Annotated in this window: 19 protein-coding genes; 14 read left to right on the top strand and 5 right to left on the bottom strand. The window is 49.8% G+C overall.

Annotated features, from left to right (window positions below; all coding sequences use genetic code 11):
- Position 1 precedes the first annotated feature (1 nt).
- Both ACIFQM_RS16895 and ACIFQM_RS16900 read left to right on the top strand, forming a co-directional pair.
- The gene (locus tag ACIFQM_RS16895; protein ID WP_430040702.1) at positions 2-1,393 is read left to right on the top strand and encodes a GldG family protein; all 1,392 of its coding nucleotides are present in this window, start codon (positions 2-4) and stop codon (positions 1,391-1,393) included.
- Complete coding sequence (locus ACIFQM_RS16900) at positions 1,390-2,331, top strand: DUF4340 domain-containing protein (RefSeq protein WP_430040703.1); 942 nt, start codon at positions 1,390-1,392, stop codon at positions 2,329-2,331. Before ACIFQM_RS16895 ends, ACIFQM_RS16900 begins: the two co-directional genes overlap by 4 nt.
- Positions 2,332-2,435: 104 nt before the next feature.
- Here the strand turns inward: ACIFQM_RS16900 and ACIFQM_RS16905 are convergent, their stop codons facing one another.
- The gene (locus ACIFQM_RS16905) at positions 2,436-2,633 is read right to left on the bottom strand and encodes a hypothetical protein (protein ID WP_430040757.1); all 198 of its coding nucleotides are present in this window, start codon (positions 2,631-2,633) and stop codon (positions 2,436-2,438) included.
- Between the two features lie 191 nt (positions 2,634-2,824).
- Between ACIFQM_RS16905 and ACIFQM_RS16910 the strand changes: the two genes are divergently transcribed.
- Together ACIFQM_RS16910 and ACIFQM_RS16915 are read left to right on the top strand one after the other, a co-directional pair.
- Positions 2,825-3,187 carry a sigma-70 family RNA polymerase sigma factor gene (locus ACIFQM_RS16910; RefSeq protein WP_430040704.1) on the top strand — a complete coding sequence of 121 codons (363 nt, stop codon included), beginning with the start codon at positions 2,825-2,827 and terminating at the stop codon, positions 3,185-3,187.
- A gap of 23 nt (positions 3,188-3,210) precedes the next feature.
- Positions 3,211-3,342, top strand: a complete 132-nt coding sequence (locus ACIFQM_RS16915) for a hypothetical protein (protein WP_252361499.1) — start codon at positions 3,211-3,213, stop codon at positions 3,340-3,342.
- 110 nt (positions 3,343-3,452) lie between these two features.
- Here the strand turns inward: ACIFQM_RS16915 and ACIFQM_RS16920 are convergent, their stop codons facing one another.
- Entirely contained in the window at positions 3,453-5,033 is a 1,581-nt protein-coding gene (locus ACIFQM_RS16920) for an esterase/lipase family protein (RefSeq protein WP_430040705.1), read from the bottom strand.
- Between the two features lie 191 nt (positions 5,034-5,224).
- On the opposite strand from ACIFQM_RS16920, the gene ACIFQM_RS16925 reads away from it, so the two are divergent.
- Positions 5,225-6,199: a YhcN/YlaJ family sporulation lipoprotein gene (locus tag ACIFQM_RS16925; RefSeq protein ID WP_430065809.1), complete on the top strand. Its 975-nt coding sequence runs from the start codon at positions 5,225-5,227 to the stop codon at positions 6,197-6,199.
- A gap of 98 nt (positions 6,200-6,297) precedes the next feature.
- Here the strand turns inward: ACIFQM_RS16925 and nagA are convergent, their stop codons facing one another.
- From nagA to ACIFQM_RS16940, 3 genes are read right to left on the bottom strand one after another with little or no spacing between them, the layout of a single operon-like run.
- Positions 6,298-7,518 carry an N-acetylglucosamine-6-phosphate deacetylase gene (gene nagA, locus ACIFQM_RS16930; protein WP_430040707.1) on the bottom strand — a complete coding sequence of 407 codons (1,221 nt, stop codon included), beginning with the start codon at positions 7,516-7,518 and terminating at the stop codon, positions 6,298-6,300.
- Positions 7,515-8,243 (bottom strand): glucosamine-6-phosphate deaminase, encoded by a 729-nt coding sequence (gene nagB, locus ACIFQM_RS16935; RefSeq protein WP_430040708.1) that lies wholly within the window; start codon positions 8,241-8,243, stop codon positions 7,515-7,517. Before nagB ends, nagA begins: the two co-directional genes overlap by 4 nt.
- 2 nt (positions 8,244-8,245) lie before the next feature.
- The gene (locus ACIFQM_RS16940; protein ID WP_430065811.1) at positions 8,246-9,112 is read right to left on the bottom strand and encodes a MurR/RpiR family transcriptional regulator; all 867 of its coding nucleotides are present in this window, start codon (positions 9,110-9,112) and stop codon (positions 8,246-8,248) included.
- A 556-nt stretch (positions 9,113-9,668) separates the two neighbouring features.
- On the opposite strand from ACIFQM_RS16940, the gene ACIFQM_RS16945 reads away from it, so the two are divergent.
- The 9 genes from ACIFQM_RS16945 to ACIFQM_RS16985 all read left to right on the top strand — a co-directional run bounded on the left by ACIFQM_RS16945 (position 9,669) and on the right by ACIFQM_RS16985 (position 18,273).
- Positions 9,669-9,947, top strand: a complete 279-nt coding sequence (locus tag ACIFQM_RS16945; protein WP_014277736.1) for a phosphopantetheine-binding protein — start codon at positions 9,669-9,671, stop codon at positions 9,945-9,947.
- 49 nt (positions 9,948-9,996) lie between these two features.
- Positions 9,997-11,190, top strand: a complete 1,194-nt coding sequence (locus tag ACIFQM_RS16950) for a radical SAM protein (protein ID WP_430040710.1) — start codon at positions 9,997-9,999, stop codon at positions 11,188-11,190.
- Positions 11,191-11,239: 49 nt separating this feature from the next.
- Positions 11,240-12,616 carry a peptide ligase PGM1-related protein gene (locus ACIFQM_RS16955; protein ID WP_430040711.1) on the top strand — a complete coding sequence of 459 codons (1,377 nt, stop codon included), beginning with the start codon at positions 11,240-11,242 and terminating at the stop codon, positions 12,614-12,616.
- 17 nt (positions 12,617-12,633) lie between these two features.
- Positions 12,634-12,879 carry an acyl carrier protein gene (locus ACIFQM_RS16960; protein WP_025682535.1) on the top strand — a complete coding sequence of 82 codons (246 nt, stop codon included), beginning with the start codon at positions 12,634-12,636 and terminating at the stop codon, positions 12,877-12,879.
- Positions 12,872-14,002: a hypothetical protein gene (locus ACIFQM_RS16965; protein ID WP_430040712.1), complete on the top strand. Its 1,131-nt coding sequence runs from the start codon at positions 12,872-12,874 to the stop codon at positions 14,000-14,002. Before ACIFQM_RS16960 ends, ACIFQM_RS16965 begins: the two co-directional genes overlap by 8 nt.
- Before the next feature lie 82 nt (positions 14,003-14,084).
- Entirely contained in the window at positions 14,085-15,077 is a 993-nt protein-coding gene (locus tag ACIFQM_RS16970) for an ABC transporter ATP-binding protein (RefSeq protein ID WP_430040713.1), read from the top strand.
- Positions 15,067-15,873, top strand: a complete 807-nt coding sequence (locus tag ACIFQM_RS16975) for an ABC transporter permease (RefSeq protein WP_430065813.1) — start codon at positions 15,067-15,069, stop codon at positions 15,871-15,873. The genes ACIFQM_RS16970 and ACIFQM_RS16975 overlap by 11 nt, the downstream gene beginning before the upstream one ends.
- Before the next feature lies 1 nt (position 15,874).
- Positions 15,875-16,687 (top strand): ABC transporter permease, encoded by an 813-nt coding sequence (locus ACIFQM_RS16980; RefSeq protein ID WP_430040715.1) that lies wholly within the window; start codon positions 15,875-15,877, stop codon positions 16,685-16,687.
- A 92-nt stretch (positions 16,688-16,779) separates the two neighbouring features.
- Positions 16,780-18,273: a hypothetical protein gene (locus ACIFQM_RS16985; protein ID WP_430040716.1), complete on the top strand. Its 1,494-nt coding sequence runs from the start codon at positions 16,780-16,782 to the stop codon at positions 18,271-18,273.
- The last annotated feature ends 3 nt before the right edge of the window (positions 18,274-18,276 follow it).

Below are 18,276 nucleotides of genomic sequence, written 5' to 3' on the forward strand. Positions count from 1 at the left end.
CATGAAAAAATGGCTGGGTCATACTAACAGTGTGATATTGTCGGTAGCTGCTGTAGGTATTTTTATTTTGCTGACGTTGTTTCTGCGTTCGCTGGGAGGCTTTCAGCTGGATTTGACGGCAGGCAAACAGTATACGTTGTCTGATCAGACATTGACAGCTATTCAGGGAGTGAAGGAAGATGTACAGCTGATTGCCTTTAGCGTATCGACTTCGCAAAATCAAAAGCTGAACCGGGACGTTACGGATATGCTGAGTGAATACGCCAAGCATAACAGCAAGCTCAAGGTCGAGCAATATGATCTGAATCAGGAGCCGTTGCTGGCTAAGGAATACGGTGTCACCGAAGCATCCATTGTGCTGGTTCAGGGTGAGAAGAAACGTGTTATTGATATAGGTAGTCTGTTTACGCAGGCACAGGGAAGTAGCGAGGGGGCGTACCAGTTTACAGGGGAAGAAAAGCTGACCAGCGGACTGCTTGGGCTATCGTCTACCCGCCAGGGAAAAGTCATTTTCCTGACCGGACATGAGGAAATCCCCTTGTCCCAAATGACCGGATTGAGCAGCTCACTGGCACAGGATAATGTGAAAACAGAAGAAGTGCAGCTCAATCAGGCCGGTAGCGTGCCTAAAGATGCATCGGTGCTGGCTATTGTGGGGCCACAACGAGATATCAGCGCGACGGAGTTGAAAAGCATTCGCACCTATTTGGAGGGTGGTGGAAAGCTGTTTCTGGGGTTGGGCTTTCATCCGAACATGCAATCGGACTGGAAAAATCTTGACGCATTGGCGGCGGATTACGGTGTGAAGGATACACATGCGATCGTGGTGGATCAGGAGCAGACGAATACACTTGGGCCTCTGTTTACAGTGCCCACCTTTGGCAGTCATGCGATTACGGATAAGCTGGCGGCCTCCAATCTGTACCCGGTGCTTTCGCTGTCTATTGCTTTGCAAGCGGGGGAGCAGAGGAATTGGAAGACTACGACCTTGCTCAAATCCTCTGCCGCCAGCTATGGGGAAACGAATATTCAGGGGTTGCTGAACAACGAAACACAAAAGGATGATAAGGACCCGCAGGGGCCGCTTGCTCTGGGTTACGCGGTAGATGGCAAGGATGGCAAGCCTAAAGCCATTATTCTCGGAACGTCGGCCCTTCTGAGCGACACCGAGATCAGCACGGGAGGCAATCGGGATTTTGTGCTGAACAGTCTGAATTATGTACAGGAACAATCTGACGGGCTTACCATTCGTCCTCGTCAGGAGCAGGATTATAAGGTGGTTTATTTGACTCCTGTGCAAGCGAAGACGATATTGACCCTATCCGTGATTGGATTGCCGTTATTGTTTGCGGCAGCCGGAATCTTATTGTGGTGGAGGCGAAGAAGAGCATGAGAAAATGGATACCCACCGTGCTGCTGTTAGTTGTATTGGGAGCGGGTATAGTCTATGCCAAGAGCCAAAACTTTTTTCGTGAACAAGCTCCTGCTGCTCGCCAGCTGGTACAGCTTACGCAGGGGAATATTACATCTTTCGCTATAATGGGGAAGAACGGCAAGCCAGTGGAGCTTAACCAACGTGATGGCAAATGGAGCATGAGCAAGCCGCAGTCTTATCCGTTAAACGGTTATACGATAGACAATTGGTTAGTCGCTATTCAAAATGTGAAGCTCGGTGAGGTGGTGGAATCTTCTCCAAAAGACGTAGCCAAATATGGAATCAGCGCCACCGACAACCAAATTCAGATCAAGACCAAGGGTGGAAGCGAGCATACCTTTGCTTTTGGCGAAACGTTGCCTTCTGGAGATGCTGTTTATGTGCTGTCAGATAAAAAAGAAGTAGCTACTGTACCTGTGGATACCCTTTCCGGGTTGTTACTGGGTGCAGCCGATTTTACGGATACGACCCCGTTTGGCTGGGATGATGACAAGCTGAGCGGACTGGAGTGGGAAGGTCAGTCAGCGTCCTGGATGCTCAAGTCATCCGGTGACGTGGGAACCGGGGAAAGCTCTTCCACAGCTTGGACGCTGAATGGAAAGTCGGTAACCAGTGATACGGCGACCTCCTTATCTCAGCAAATCAAAAATCTGGTCAGCAGCCAGTCCTTGCGTAAAGCCTCCGAGCTGAACCATCCTGTTCACCGCTTTACGCTGAGCGTATCGCTGGGCAAGCAGGATGAATCGCAGCAGGTGTATCAGGGCTGGATGATGAACGGTGAACCGGATATCGTATGGGTCGTGCCTCCGCAAAGCAATTGGGCGTATGGTCTGTCTGCATCTGACGTGAAGCGTATTGAACAGGCTGGACATGACCAGGCTCAAGCTGGAAAATAATCATCTGAACATGATCAGATCCGCAAGCAAACAAATTTTCTGGTATGAAACGAACAAAGAGGCTCCATCGGCGAGGATCGTCGGTTGGAGCTTCTTTGTGTTCGTTATTCATCAGGCTTGCTGCTTTTGGAAGAATCACGGTTCCCATCGTTTAATTCCTTAATGACCTCAATCAGCTCATGGAGCGAGAGATCGAGCTTATCCAGTTTTTCTTCCATGGTGTGCAGGATGTGCCGCAACAAAATAAAGCAAAGACCTGCCGGAAAGCCTACGTTGGTTATGATAGAAAGAGCATCATCCATCTGCAATGGTTTCCCTCCTTTTTAGCCGTATATAAAGGAAGGTAAATCAAAAGAACCGTATACAACCGACTCAAAAAATAGTATAATAAATAAGAACAAATGTTCTGTTTTGGTTGTAAAATGTGTTCTCAAATTACCCTATAATATGAGGATTTAGAAAAGCCAAATCCAAAGAGAAAGGGTGGTTTATGATGAATCAATATCAGCTAACATTGGTTGAACAATATCGTAAGAAGCTGTATCGCATTGCATGGAGAATCCAGTATCGTGCCCGGGTACAAACCAATCATGAATTTGTCATGGAAAAGAACGAAGCCGTCGCTACTCCATCTTTTACAGACTCTGCAAATTCTAAAATGTACATTCTACAGCTCATTAACTCTCTACCATCTGAGATCGGAAAAGCCATCATCTTTGACCTTTACATACTAGACAAAACCGAAGCACAGATTGCAAGAGAGCTGAAGCTATCCCAACAGGCGGTGAATAAATGGAAAAAGAAAATGCTGAATCAATTATCTCAGATGCTGAGTTCATCAAACTCCTCAAATTAGCACGAAACGGAGATCAGGAAGCTATGAGCAGTATACTTCATCTGTTCGAGGAGGATATTCAGAAAACCAGTCGATATATCCGAATGTCCAGGGAAGATGCCGTTCAAAGTATTGTGACTGATTTTATAGAAGATTTGAAGCGTGACGATATATGAAGTGATTAAACCGGATGCCATTATTATGATACACAAAAGAAAAGGTGCAGGCTTTTGAGGGCCTCCACCTTTTTATTTTAGTGAATGATATAAATGATTACGTGGGGAGCTTAATCAACATACTTATTCCCGTCAGCGTCAATGTAAATGGACTGAACAGCTGTACGGCGGTATGGATAGCCTGCCTTTGTAGTTCCCTCGATTTCATAGGTTATGGAATAAATGCCGGGCTTGTCCGCTTTGGACAGCTCGATTTGTCCGGTCGGGTTAACTGTTTTTTGTTGTACCGTCAGACCTTTGGACGCGGGAGTCATTCCTTGCTGTGGATCACCGTAATATTGAACCTGATACGTGACTTGTGCAACGCTTTTAGGGGAATCCTGTGGTTGCAGATTCAGCTTCGGGCCTACGGCATTCAGATTATATTTCAGCTCAGGAACCTGAGCGGCCTGATAACGGGCAATCAGGAGATATGCTCCTGTATCAGGAATCGTGGCATTCAGTTTATAGATACCCGGTTTTGGATTTTGAATGACGGCGTTATGATGCCAGGCACCAGCAAAAATGTCGTCATCGTAGCCTGCTTTCAGATGAATGATCTCGTTGGTACCGTCAGGCTGGGTCAGCTCCAGTTTACTCACACGTTTATCGCTGATCCAATCCAGATTAATGGATTGAACACCATTTTCAACGGTGAGGATTTCGGAGGCTTTTCCGTTATAGTCTCCGCCACGGATAAAGTATGAATTGTCGATCTCGCTATAGGTGGATGTTAAAGCGGAAGCAGGCAAGGAAGATGCTGCTGAAGGTGCTTCAGTTTCCTGATTCAAGGCTGGAGTGTTTGCTAGGAGGTAAGGTTGAATCAGGGGGAAGACGTAAGAGCCGGTACGAACTTTGGCATGATCCCAGGGGCCGACTTTGACTACACGTCCACCGGGAAGCTTGGCATTGTCGACTGTGACTAGTCCATCATTTTTGCCAAAGGATGAGAGGTAAAGTCCGCCCAGTATGTAGGAAGCGGTGCCGTCGGACCATTTATCACCAGCAAACGTGAAGAACGGAATTGTAGTCGCGTTGCTGAGTGCATCGGTCTTGGATCGGAAATACTTCATATAAGATGTCTGTAAAGTGGAGGTACCTGGATTTTGTGAGCCGACAATATCTGCCAGCCATCCGGCCCAGCTACTGTAAGCAAGATCTGCAAGCTGTGAGCCATGATGGGGACTGCTGAGGGTGATAACACGTTGTACATAGGGAGCGGCTCCGTTATATACGAGAGCAGTTTGGGTATCCACTCCACCTTTGCTGTGGGCGATGATAATGAGCTTTTTGCCAAAGTGATTACTAATGACCTTTATTTTGTCGGCTAAAAGCTTACCATTGTCCCACATATCCTGTGATGTGCCATTTGCATCGTACAGATTAATGGTGGCCGTCTGGTATCCGGCGTTACGCGCACGCTGAAGTATATCATTGTTATTTTTGGTCCAGACTTCAGCGCTACTGTTCAAACCATGTACAAACAGTAACGCAGGTTTAGCAGGATCAACCTGATTAGGTGGCGGGCCTTCTACCCAACTTCCAGCAGGTGCTTTCGGGGCTTCGGGTGTAGTGGAGCCTGCAAAAGCGCCGACGGGGACAAGAGTGACGGACAACAAAAAAATGAGCATCAAAACTGTGATCTTTTTCAAGCTTGAAATCCTCCTTTGTAAAATAAAGTATTTCCCATCCCTTATTATACATGCCATCTTGTAGTAAATCATCAATTGTATTTCATATTTACATTAAAATTTTATTTAGTCATTTTTTAGTCAGCATAGCCCTGAGAATCATAGCGCATCCTAATCTCGTCACACATTTTATATGTATGGAGGATGAGTTCATGCCAGGGACTAAGAAGGTAATCAGTTTAACGATTTCTGCTGCTTTGCTCGCCAGTATGGCTGCTTTGACAGGGTGTGGGACTGCGAATCATAATGTCCGCACGAACACTACCCGCTATAACGCGCAAAGTACACATCATATGGATGGTGTGAACCGTTTCGGAGTTAAGTCCAACGGTATGGACGGGATGCGTTTAAACCAAAATGCCAATGGAACTGGACACCAAATTGGTAATCTGCAAGTCGATCGCAATTTGTCCAAACGTATATCCGAGTTGCCGGATGTAAAATCTGCGACAGTGCTGGTTGGTAATCGTAATGCTTATGTAGCAGTTTCCTTGAAGGATCAAGCCAACGGAACAGGAACAGGAACAGGAACAGGAGCAGGCATTGGCACTTCAAGTGTTAAAGGTACTGAACATCGCATGAATACACATGGCATGACTACGCATGGGGTGGATGGTACAAGAGGCAACTATACCACCGATGGGATAGCGCCGGGAGTTACGGACAATGGAATGAGCGGACCCGTAACACCTCCGCGTCGTGGTGACGGATTGTACGGCACGATGGGTACGGGTTCTTATGGTATGATTCGTGGCTTGGCGGACGGTACCCGTACGGATATCGGACGCACGGATGGCACCACAGTGGAAGGCGCAAGAACTGCGTATGAGCCTAGTACGTTGACCGAAGCCGTCAAAAGTCGCATCGCCAACAAGGTAAAGCAATTTGCACCTTCGATTGAACAGGTATATGTATCGGCTAACCCGGATTTTGTAAAGCATACCACTGACCTTACACGCAGTGTGCAAAACGGTCATCCGATCAAAGGAATGAGTACCCAATTGGCAGATATTATTCAACGGGTATTCCCGACTCCTGCTGCTGGTGCAACTCATCCAACCAATGAATCAACAACCGCACCAACTCGTCCACAAAATCATACTCCTGCACCTATGAATCATCGCTAATTCACCACATATATGTGTAATGCCAAAGAAAGAGCTATCCATCTCGGCGAAATCGCTGAGGGATAGCTCTTTGGTTTAGGGGGAATCATAAGAAGAAATTATCTTCGTATTCCTTTAATCCATACGCCTTGCAGCTTTAAGTCCGCATCCAGTAACAGAACGTCTGCTTGTTTGCCTGCTGCAAGCGAGCCTGTTCGATGCGCAATACTCAAGGACTTAGCCGGGTTCAGGCTGGCGGCTTGTGATGCCTGGGGAATGGTCAGACCTATATGACGAACCAGATATCGGAAGCCTTCAATCATCGTCAGTGTACTTCCTGCCAGAGTGACGCCATCCTCCAGTCGTGCCACGCCGCCTTGCACGATTACTGGTAAATCGCCGAGTGTGTAACGTCCGTCCTCCAGCCCGGTGGCAGACATGGCATCGGTGATCAGAATAAGATTGTGCTCACGTTTCAGCTTGGCGAGCAGGGAGACAGCAGCGGGATGCACGTGGATACCGTCCGCAATAACTTCCGCTTCAATGCGCGGATCGGCAAGCACGGCTCCGACAGCTCCCGGCTTGCGGTGATGCAGCGGAGTCATGGCATTGAACGTATGCACCGCATGGTTCAGACCCGCTGCCGCGGCGCGTTCCACCTCTTCATATGTGGCATCCGTATGACCGAGAGCCGCAGTAATGTTATGGCTGCGTAGCCAGGTAATCAGCTCCAGCGCGCCTTCCCGCTCCGGCGCAAGCGTCAGCTGGCGGACAAGGCCCGGATAGCGCTGCTCCCATTCCTTCGCCCAGGCCAGATTCGGCAGTTGAATATGCTCCGGGTTTTGCGCTCCCGGCCAGTTCGGGCTAATAAAAGGCCCTTCCAGATGTACGCCCTCCAGTTGTGCATAGGGCATAGGCTGCGCCATATAGGCGTAAACCTCACTTAGCACCTGGTCGATTCGCTTTTTTGGTGCGGTCATGGTGGTAGCCAGCATGGCGGTCGTTCCTTGTGAGCCGTGAAAAGAGGTAATCGTATTCAGTACCTGCGGATCGGCGTCCATAAAGTCCTCTCCGTGACCGCCGTGAACATGAATATCAATAAAGCCTGGCAGCAGGTAGCCGCCTTCCAATCGCACGATGTTTGCCCCCACCGCTACCCCATCACCCTGATTTTCCACTGCGGCTGTAATTAGATCAGCAGGCAAATCATCCTCTGCACCAGCATATACGATGGATTGCCCCTCCATAGCGACAACCCCTTTTTCAATCATGTGATCCCCAATGACGACTTGTCCATACAGTAGTTGGGTTAAATCACCATTCGTTTCATCCGAGTTCAATTCAACCAGCCTCCCGCTTCCTGATCCAGTAAAATCAGCACGTTGGGATGACATTGCAGCAGGGAAGCCGGACATTTTGTGGTTACAGGTCCAGTGAAAGCCTGCTTTACAATGTCTGCCTTATCCACGCCAAAAGCTACCAGTATAATTTGCTTCGCTTTCAGAATCGTGCCTACCCCCATGGTGACGGCTTGCTTAGGTACATCATCTATATTGCCAAAAAAACGGGCATTCGCTATACGCGTCCTCTCTTCCAAATCTACCACATGTGTGGCTCCGGTCAGTCCGTGCCCGGGTTCATTAAAACCGATATGACCATTGTGACCAATGCCGAGCAATTGGAGATCCACGGGGCCGTGATCTAGCATTGCCTGCTCGTGGGCCGCACATTCTGCTGCCAGATCAGCCGCATTACCGTCAGGTACGCGTGTATGGGCAAGAGGAATGTCGATATGCTGAAACAAGTGCTCATTCATAAAGCTGCGGTAGCTTTGCGGATGCTCCGGGGGAAGACCAACGTATTCATCGAGATTCACGGAGTAGGCTCGTGCAAAGCTCACCTGTCCCTTACGGTACATTTCTACAAGATGACGGTAAATGCCGATAGGTGTACTTCCGGTAGCGAGCCCAAGCATGGCCTGAGGCTTGTTCAGCAGTAAACTGGCGATCACAGCGGCAGCAGTAGCATTCAGGTCTTCACGGCTGTTCAACATACGTATGTTCATCTTTAGTGGCCCCCTGGTTGTTTTTTGAGCTTGTTTACTTGTTGATACGAACCTTCCAGTCTCGGAATATATTTGTCAAAATCCGCGCTGACCATACCTGTAAACAGGATATCTATGATATGAAGCTGGGCAATGCGGGACGCCATATCTCCACGCCGCATCCCTTCCTCCAGCGAGGAGGAAAATAGCGCAATATCCGCTACATCTGCCAGCGTGTTATTTCCGAAGGAGGTCAGGGATAATGTTCTGGCCCCCTGTTCCTGTGCACAGCGCAGAGCCGAGATGGTTTCCTGTGTTTCCCCCGAATAGGAGACGGCAAAGGCGACATCTCCCGGCCCAAGCGAGGAGGCAGAGGTAATCTGCATGTGCGAGTCCGCGAAGGCGGTACTATTTTTTCCAATTCGAATGAGCTTTTGATAAAAATCCTGTGCCACAATCGAGGAGGTCGCCATGCCGTACAGATCAATGCGGCTTGTGGCGGCCAGCCATGCAATCGCCTGCTCCAGCTTGCTGAAATCCAGCAGTCGGGTTGTATCCGCAATGGATGCGGTATGATTCGCCTCTATCGCTTCCACGATACGAGAGAGCGAATTTCCGGCGACGATGTCCTGATAGGAGGCTTCGCCGTCACTATGAGAACGGGGCAGCTCGGCGGCCAGCTTCATTTTGAAATCGGGATAGCCTTTAAAATGCAGTGATTTGCAAAACCGCGTAACGGTCGCCGGACTCACACCACAACGCTCCGCCAACTCCCGAATGCCCAGATGCAGCACATCTCCCGGAGCTTGCAGAATGGATTCCGCCAGCTTGCGCTCTTGGACGGGAAACTGCTCCAATCTGTGGGTTAATGTATGAAGAATGGGGGACATGAGCTGCGCTCCTTTGGCTGTAGAGTATTTTACATGAAAATAAATATCGTAAAAACGAACATTAAAAAGAAAATTATTTTCATGTCTATTGTAAAATAATCCTGTCGCACTTGCAAGCAGTTGGAGGCAAGATGTGAGCTAAATGCCAAACTGAAAATGTACATGGTGCGCCACTACGCAGGCGGATGGTGCTTCCCATCGCTGTTGCCCCCAGATTTCCTGAATGAACGCACAATGGTAGAAATCTGGGGGCAAAGGCGACCGCTATCGCTTGTCCAGCACCATTCCGCCTACTCCGTTTTCCATGTAAGATTTTCGAATTTAGCTTATATAAAATAATGAATTAAAAATGAATAAAAAAGATAGCGAAAATTGTAGAAAATAACACACATTAATTTACATATTGTGCGATATATTTACAAAACAACCTATTGACTTGTCTCTTAAATGAAGGAGTATAATTGAATAAAGTTCCAGTGTAGGAATTTTTCGAGGAGCTTTGCAGATGGCATTGTCGGGCGGAACGAATAGAATCACTCACAAGGAGGAGTTTGCTATGCAAAGCCAAGTGATTGAAATGATCAGCGCGGTCAAGGAAGATCCTGAGCTGGTCGGTAAGCTGGATGGACATTCGGACATTATTCATGATGCAGGACTGGATTCGTTACAGTTGGTTCACTTCATGCTGCAAGTGGAGGATGCGTTTGACGTGGAAATTGATTTTGATTCCTTTGAGCTGGAGCATTTGAGCTCGGTAGATGCGTTTTGCAGCTACATTCAGGGGATCAGCGATGCGGAAAAAGCGCCGCATCCGGAGGGAATGGAGACGGTCTGACGTACAGCTTGGTACATGTGCCTGAAAATCCATTAAACGAGGTGTTAGCATGCAGCCCAAAAGCAATGTGCTGATTGATGAGAAAGCGTTCAAGCTCATTAAGCGCAACCTGAAAAACGCTTCTGTATCCTACCGTAACGCAACACAGGACCCTGCCTTCAAAACGGACATGCCCCAGACGATCGGCATTAAGCTGACCAACCGCTGCAACCTGAGATGTACGCACTGCTTTGAATGGAACGAGGAAGGCTATCATCATCAAATGGACAAAGAAGAGCAAAACATGGATCTTGCCCCGGATATGCTTCGACAAATTTTGAGCGAGACGAAGGAGGCCAAGTCCCGGCTGTATATGTGGGGCGGAGAACCGATGTTTCATCGGCGTTTTGACGAAATTTTGGACGTGCTGGCCGAAGATCGGCGCGAAATGACCTTTTGTACCAATGGACTGCTCATTGATAAATATTTGGACCGGATTTTGGATTTATCTGAAAATCTGGAGTTGTTAATAGCGATTGAAGGCTTTGAAAGAGAACATGATCTGATTCGCGGTAAAGGCACCTTTCAAAAAACGCTGCGGCAGATGGATAAGCTGATTGAACTGCGTGACCAGGGATTGTACAAGGGACGGGTGACCGTCCACGCTGTCATTAACGATAACATGATCGGACGGATGTACGAGTTTCTGCAAATGCTGGAGGACAAGAGGCTGGATCTGGTGCTGCTGACGTTCCCCTGGTACATTTCCAAAGAAACCTCCCTCAAAATGGATGACTATTTTACACAAAACTTTTCTTGGCTCCGACAACTGGAGGAAAAAAATATTAGTAGCTGGCATGCTTTCAAATATAAAATCAACCCGGATAACATCGATCCTTTGATGGAGGAGCTACAGCGGATTAATGAGCGGATGTGGAACATTCGTGTGCGCTATCAGCCCGGTCTGGACTATGAGGAAATCGACAAATTTATACATGGCGATGAAATGGTCAGTCGTTGCTCCAATCATTGCCTGGCGCTCACCTCCAGAACGGATATTTTGCCGGACGGAAAGGTGATGCCTTGCAAATTTTTTAGCGAATTCACGATTGGAAGCTTGCGAGAGCACAGTCTGAAGGAAATCTGGAATTCGGATGCGTATGAGAAAACACGCCAAACGATTAATCACGAAGGATTAACGCCGGTGTGCTCCAAATGCAGCGTATTGTATCTGCACGGAGCTGGCTCCCTGAAATATATTTAGTTTCGATCGCAGTTGTTTCTTACTGGATGGAAGAGAGGGATGACAGGACGTGACGACTAAAACCATTAACCTCGTGGAAGCGCTTGCCCATGAACGCGATCATGGAGTCCTGATTTGGCTGTTTAATATTGGCGCAGAGCAGGTATGGCATCCGTCCCCCCGTAAGGGGGGGATGGCAGATCGTGATGAACAGCAGGTGGTAAATCGAATGGAGGAAATGAATCTTCTGTTGTGCCGAAGTCAGGATGTGATCGTGCTGCGAGAACAGCCGGATCAGGCTTTTCTGGACATGCTTCAGCGGTTGGGTTTTAGCCTGCCGCGTATTGAGGTGCCGGAGCCCTCTGATCCGTTAACGCCGATTGCGGAGCTGGTGCTGGCGGACGAGGCACTTTTGGCACGGCTGCGAGTGGTTGCGGAAGCAGGCCACAGTAGTAGCCGTCCCAAAGCGTGGCTCGTTCCGTATGCGGTTACCCCGCAGGAGGAGGCGATTGCGGAGCGCTGTGGACTGGAGCTGATCGGCGCTCCGTCCTCTGTCAGCGCCCAGGTGAATGATAAAATATTCAGCCGCCTGACTGCGCAAAAGCTCGGTTTTGCCGTCAGTGAGGGAGCCGTATGCGCGGACGAAGCGGCGATCCGCAGGGAGTGCGGCAGACTGGCCGACTTGTCGGACGGGCCTGTGAAGCTGATCATCAAGCAGCCGCATGGCGCATCGGGACAAGGCATGTATATGCTGGACGAGCTGTCCAAGCTGGACACGCTGCTAAGTGTGATGAAACGCTTTGGCGGCTCGTCGCCTTCTTCGGGAGGCTGGCTGGTGGAGCGCTGGCATAACAAGCAGATGGATCTGAACTATCAGCTCTGTATTGACGAGGGCGGTGGGGTGACAATGTTTTCATTGAAAAGGCAAAATGTGGACGGCACGGTGTACACCGGGTCCCGCGTTCCGGCTGAGCTTGGCGCTGCGCTGGAAGAAGAAGTGAGACGCTGCGCCTACCAGTTGGGAACGTATCTGTATTCCATCGGTTATACAGGCATGGCTTCCATTGACGGTTTTGTCGATGAAGGAGGCTTGCTGGTTCCGGTGATCGAGATTAACGGCAGGTTTACCCTGTCTACCTATATTTCGTTCCTGTCTTCGGTCTTGGGAGAGCAGCATAAAACGCTGTCCCGCTACTACCGCAACGTTACCGCCACACCGCTGACCTACAGCCGCTTGTGCGGCTTGCTCGCAGAGGAAGGCTTGCTCTACACGCCCGAACGCCCCGAAGGGGTGTTTGTTTATACGGCAGGTACGTTGTCCGGTACGCCGGTGAAGCGGGGGTATGTGAATCGGATTTTCACGCTGATTATGGCAGATAGCTGGCAGGAAGCCGAAGCCTATGCGCACAGGCTGGAAGGTGTCATTGCGGGATTGGGAAGCTCATAAACCGGGAGGAATTTAGGATGAAAACAGATGTGTACCACGTAGTACCTTTGCTGGAAAAGGTATTGAAGCTGGCTCCAGGTGAACTGGAACAATTGACGCCGGAGCAGGATTTGCGAACCTTGGGGCTGAATTCCCTATCCGCTGTTGAATTGATTGTAGAGCTGGAAAATGAGCTGGATATTACGATGGAGGACGACGATCTGGTGCTGGAGCATCTTTCTACACTCCAAGGCATCGAACGTCTGCTGGGCAAATATGCATAAGGGGGCGGCAGAGATCAGACCTGTGCAGATATCCGGCATGGAGGATGTTCATGACTCCGTTGACGATTACGCTGCTAAAGAAATTATAGATGCTCCTCCAGGCAAGCACTGTGTATATTCATCCCTGCGCACCTCGCTGCGGCGATATGGCGTGAACATGGCAGAATCCGAGCTGTTCATGCTGTGTGGCAGTATGTGCGCGGAGTATAGCGGGGATTTGAAGCGCTTCGGTCCCGAGAAATATCCGGAGCAGCTTCAGGAAATGGCAGCCAGCGGTGGTCCGGTGATTCGGGTTGAGCCATGGATTACTGGCGTAAGCGATGAAGCCCATCTGCTTCTGGCGCTGACAACTGGCTACGGTACGATGCTGCACACATCGAGTACCGCTTTAACCTACCACGACGTGTATGTGAAAAATTACCCAAGGGGCCATGTCATTGAACTGTCTGGACTGGACTTGCAGGAGCGAACAGCACAGGTAAATGACAGCTTCCTGCTGGATTCTTCGGGCCATGCCATGACTTACGTCGGTTCGGCCCGGCTCGACGACCTGATGCAGGGCATTATTGAATATGCTTGGCTGGTGGAACAGCCCGCGCCGATTTCGCCAGGCGAATTGCATGCGGCGTGTGCATACCATATTCGTCAATATGTGACTGGACATGAAGCGGTCTGGAGAGGTGTACCTTCGTCCATTGACCCGGGAAATAACCCCGGAAATGTCGCAGTTGGCAAACAGGTCAAGCGGGGAGATGAGGGCTACCGGGCCTTTGTCGAGGACTTCCGCCTGTTGACAGACATGGAGGATGCGGACTTCCGTACGTACTGCCATGAAATCTATTACAATCTGCGTTTGGGCAGTGCCCTTCATCTGACCGATTACACAGCGGATTATTGCATGCTGCATGAAGCCACATTGGGACCGCGAGCGCAGCATGTGGTGGAATTGGCACAGTCATTGAATGCGGAATGGCATAAGCTCAATCTGCATATTTACAAAACAGGTCTTCAACTGCGCAAGCATCGGATGCCTGACATTAGCGAACGCGCCCTCGGCCTGATTGACAAACAGCGGCATATGCTGGAGGAATTGATGATTTTAGCCGAGCAAGCAGCCCAGTAGTTCAGGCATAACGTATCACGTAAATCATATCAGGAACGGCTCACCAAGGTGTCACGGACAGATGAAAGAGGAGGAGAATTGAATGCCGTCCATTACATTGAATCAATTGTCGAAAACGTTTACGTACTATAAAAAGGAGCCGGGCGTGCGCAAATCATTACAAAACCTGTTCAGGCGGGAAAAGCTGACCAAGGAGGCCGTACGGGATGTCAGCTTCACCATTGAGGAAGGCGAAATCGTCGGATTTCTCGGTCCGAACGGTGCGGGCAAAACAACGACGCTCAAAATGCTGTCCGGCATTCTTCATCCTAGTGAGGGGGAAGCCTCTGTACTTGGCTTTACCCCGTGGAAGCGGCAAAAGGAGTTTAAACGGCAGTTTTCCATCGTGATGGGACAGAAAAACCAGCTCTGGTGGGATTTGCCTGCCAGCGAGTCGTTCGAGCTGAACAAGCTTATTTACGAAATAGATGAAAGTCGTTACAAAGAGGCGCTGGACGAGCTGGTTACCTTGCTTGGGGTAGAGGAACAGCTTCATGTTCAGGTTCGGCGCTTATCTCTGGGCGAGCGTATGAAAATGGAGCTGATTGCCGCGCTCCTGCATCGTCCACGGGTCATTTTACTGGACGAGCCGACCATTGGACTGGATCTGGTTTCCCAGCGGCGAATTCGCGAGTTTTTCAAAGCCTATAACCGGACACACCGGACAACCATCCTGCTGACAAGCCATTACATGAAGGATATTGAGGACTTGTGCAGCAGATCCATCATTATCAGCGGGGGAAGACTGGTGTATGACGGGGATTTGAACAAGGTGAATGAGGTGATCGGCGCCCGCAAGCTGCTCAAGGTTCGACTGGAGACCCCTGTGCCTAACCTGACGTTGGCGGGACTTGGCAAGCTGCGCTCCAACTCGGAGCTGGATGCGGTATTTGAGCTGGATGCAGAAGATACTCTGACCTGGTCCAAAAAGATTTTGGATGCGCTGCCTGTCGTTGATTTTACGATTGAGGACGTCCCGTTGGAAGAGGGGATAGCCAATTTGTACGATGGAGGCAGGCTAGCCGATGCGAAATAACAAATATATGAAGGTGCTCCAGCTTGGCATGCAAAACGAAATGGAATACCGGGCCAATTACTGGCTCCAAATGGCGGGGTTCATGCTGCCGATCATGACGCAAATTTTTCTCTGGCTTGCGGTATTCGGTTCTTCGGGACAAGCAAGGGTGCTGGGATACTCTTTGCCAGAAATGCTGGTGTATGTAGTCATGGCAGGGGTAACCGGGAAGCTGATCGCCACGGGGTTTGAATACGAAATTGCTACAGACATCAAGGAAGGCGGACTGGCCAAATTCATGGTGCAGCCTGTACATTATTTTGCTTACCGTTTTTGTCGGTTTATTGGAGGCAAGGCGGTACAGTCCGCAGTAGTGCTGCTGGCGGCTGCGATTTTGCTGCTGTGCCTTAGCCTGGAAGGACAAATCAGCTTCAGGCTGTCGTATATCCTGCTTTACATATTGGCGTTGCCGGGGGCGCTAGTGCTCAATTTTGTGGTCTATTACGCGCTGAGCGGCATAGCCTTTTGGGTGACGGAATCGGCGGGACTGTTTTACACGTTGTCGCTCGTCATTTATGTAGCTAGTGGCACGGTGTTTCCGCTGACGATTTTTGGAGACGTTTTGGCCCGCATGTTCAGTTTGCTCCCGTTTAGCTACACCGTATTTTTTCCAGTGAACGCATTAACAGGCAAGCTAACCATGCTGGAAGCCGCTGAAGGCATTGGCGTACAATGGCTCTGGATTGTAGTACTGGCGGCCGTATCGCGCCGGGTGTGGCAAGCCGGGGTCAAACGCTTTGTCTCGGTAGGAGGTTAGCATGAAAAATGTTATCCGAAACGCTGGACGTTATATCCGGCTGTACTGGAAGTTCGTCCAGTTTTCCGTCATGTCGCAGATGGAATACCGCATTAATTTCATTACTGCTTTTCTGGTCGAAACCGCTTATTTGCTCATCAAGCTGCTGTACGCCTCGGTTCCATACCGGGCCGGGACGGATATTAACGGCTGGTCTCCTGACGCGGTGCTATTATATATCGGCGTATTTACGATGATGAGCGGTTTTTACAGCGGCTTGTTCTACAGCAATTTTACAAGTCTGCCTGACAAAATTCGTACCGGTTCATTGGATGTGCTCATGACCAAGCCGGTGTCCCTGCAATTTATGGTGACGCTGCGGCAATTTGAGCTGGGCTACACCATTCCCAACGTAGTCGGCGGCGGAATCATGACGGGCATTGGCTGGTATAAGCTCGGTCTGCCGTTTAACTTTGAAACGGTCGGGGGCTTTTCTGTGTTACTCGGTTGCGGGGTGTTGACGGCCTACTCCGTGTTTTTGCTGCCCCAACTGCTAGCCTTCTGGATCATCCGCACGAACGGGGTGACAGAGCTATCCAACAGCATTTTCGATACGAACCATGTGCCGATGGCGGTGTATAGTAATCTGATCCAGCGTATTGGCTTGTTCGTGCTTCCGGTGTTTGTAATTTGTAATTTTCCACCGATGTTTATTCTGGGCAAAATGGAACCCGGCTTGATTCTATGGGCATTCCTCGCTCCGGTCTGGCTACTGGCGGTGATCCGCTTTATATGGCAGTTTGCCTTGCGTGATTATACAAGTGCAAGCCAGTAGCGTTACTGTCATATATGAGTTGAAGATGTACATGGAAAGCAGAGTATTTGGGATGGTGCTGTACAAGCGAAGTAGGAAAGGAAGCGAATCATATGAATGCGATACCAAACCAGCGTCATTTGTATATGGGAACGTTCGAGGCGGAGGCTTACTGGCGGGATGTCCAGTTAGCTTCCTTGCCCGCCATTCCTGACCGAGCTTCTTCTGCGATTGTGGCGGCTATGGATGAGCTGCTGTTCAGCTTTTGCCAGCCGGGAGACGCGTTGTTGACCCGCTATGCGATTTCGCCTGTGCATCGTCAGTATATTGCGCAGTTGGGCTTTCGCCCGGCGGTGAATGAACGGGATTTGACTGACGGAACGGAGCAGGCGGGGAATGTGTCAGCGGCTTCTGTTTTTGAACTTCTGGGCAGTCGCAAGGCCGATGCCAGTACAGGGTTTCCGCAACTGGAGGGATGTGTGCTTAGCCCATTTGCAGGTTTGCCTCATGTGGAGGAGGCTGCACGCGCCTGGGGTATTACGCTGCATCAGCCGCCGCTGGAAACGATCCGCAAGGTGAATGCCAAAACCTATTCTTCCGATTTAAAACGCAGTCTCGGACTGCGCCATCCCGGCTATATTGTGACCTCGTTTGCGGATGTAGCCGAGGCGGGACGAAAGCTGCTGCGGGATGGAAGCTTTTTAATCAAGGATGATTTTGGCGTATCGGGCAAGGGAAACCTGCACATTACCTCAACACAGATGCTGGACCGGATTGTATCGTATTTACGTGGACAGGAACGAAAAGGCAAACGGGTACTGTTCCTTCTGGAGCCTTTTCTGGAAAAGGAGCAGGATTTTTCATGCCAATTTACGATTGGTGATAACGGAAGTGTCGATATCCTGTCTGTGCAGTGGCTGGCTAACACCCAATTCTCCTACCGGGAATCGTTGTCGCCGGATGAGGCTTTTATGGAGCGGCTGGAGCGTGAGGGCTATTTTCGCTTAATGCAGGATGTAGGGAAGCAGCTGTATCAGGACGGTTATTACGGCGACGTCTGCATTGACTCGATGACACTTCGCGGCGGGAAGCTGGAGCCTATTATTGAAATTAATGCCCGTAAATCCATGAGTCTGATCAAGCACCAATTGGACACTTTTTTGGCTAAAAAAAATATGCGTGGCACGCTGACGAATTATTCGCTGTCCCATGACGGCAGTTTGTCCTATGAAGAATTGCTGGAAGAGCTGGAATGTGAAGGACTGCTGTTCACAGGTGAACGTGAAGAAGGCGTCATGCCGCTGGGCGCCAATACGCTATATGTGAACACGGGCGGACGAGATGGAGAAAACAGGAATGCAGGCCATAAAAGCACGCCAAGCAGAAAAACAACGGAGCGCGGGGGCAGGTCGTCTGCCAAGCAGGCTCGTGTTAGCGGGATTAATAGTGGTGACGGTCCTTCCGTGTCCGGTGGGCCTGAAGGTGTAGCACGTGGAAAAGGTCGTCTTTATTTGGAACTGGTTGCCGCGGGTGATAAGGAAAAAATGCGTCTGACTGCGAAGCTGGAGCAATTTTTGGCGGAGCATCATTTTACAGTGCTGAATTAAACG

The sequence above is a fragment of the Paenibacillus sp. NRS-1782 genome, assembly GCF_050467685.1.
Taxonomy (GTDB): domain Bacteria; phylum Bacillota; class Bacilli; order Paenibacillales; family Paenibacillaceae; genus Paenibacillus; species Paenibacillus terrae_A.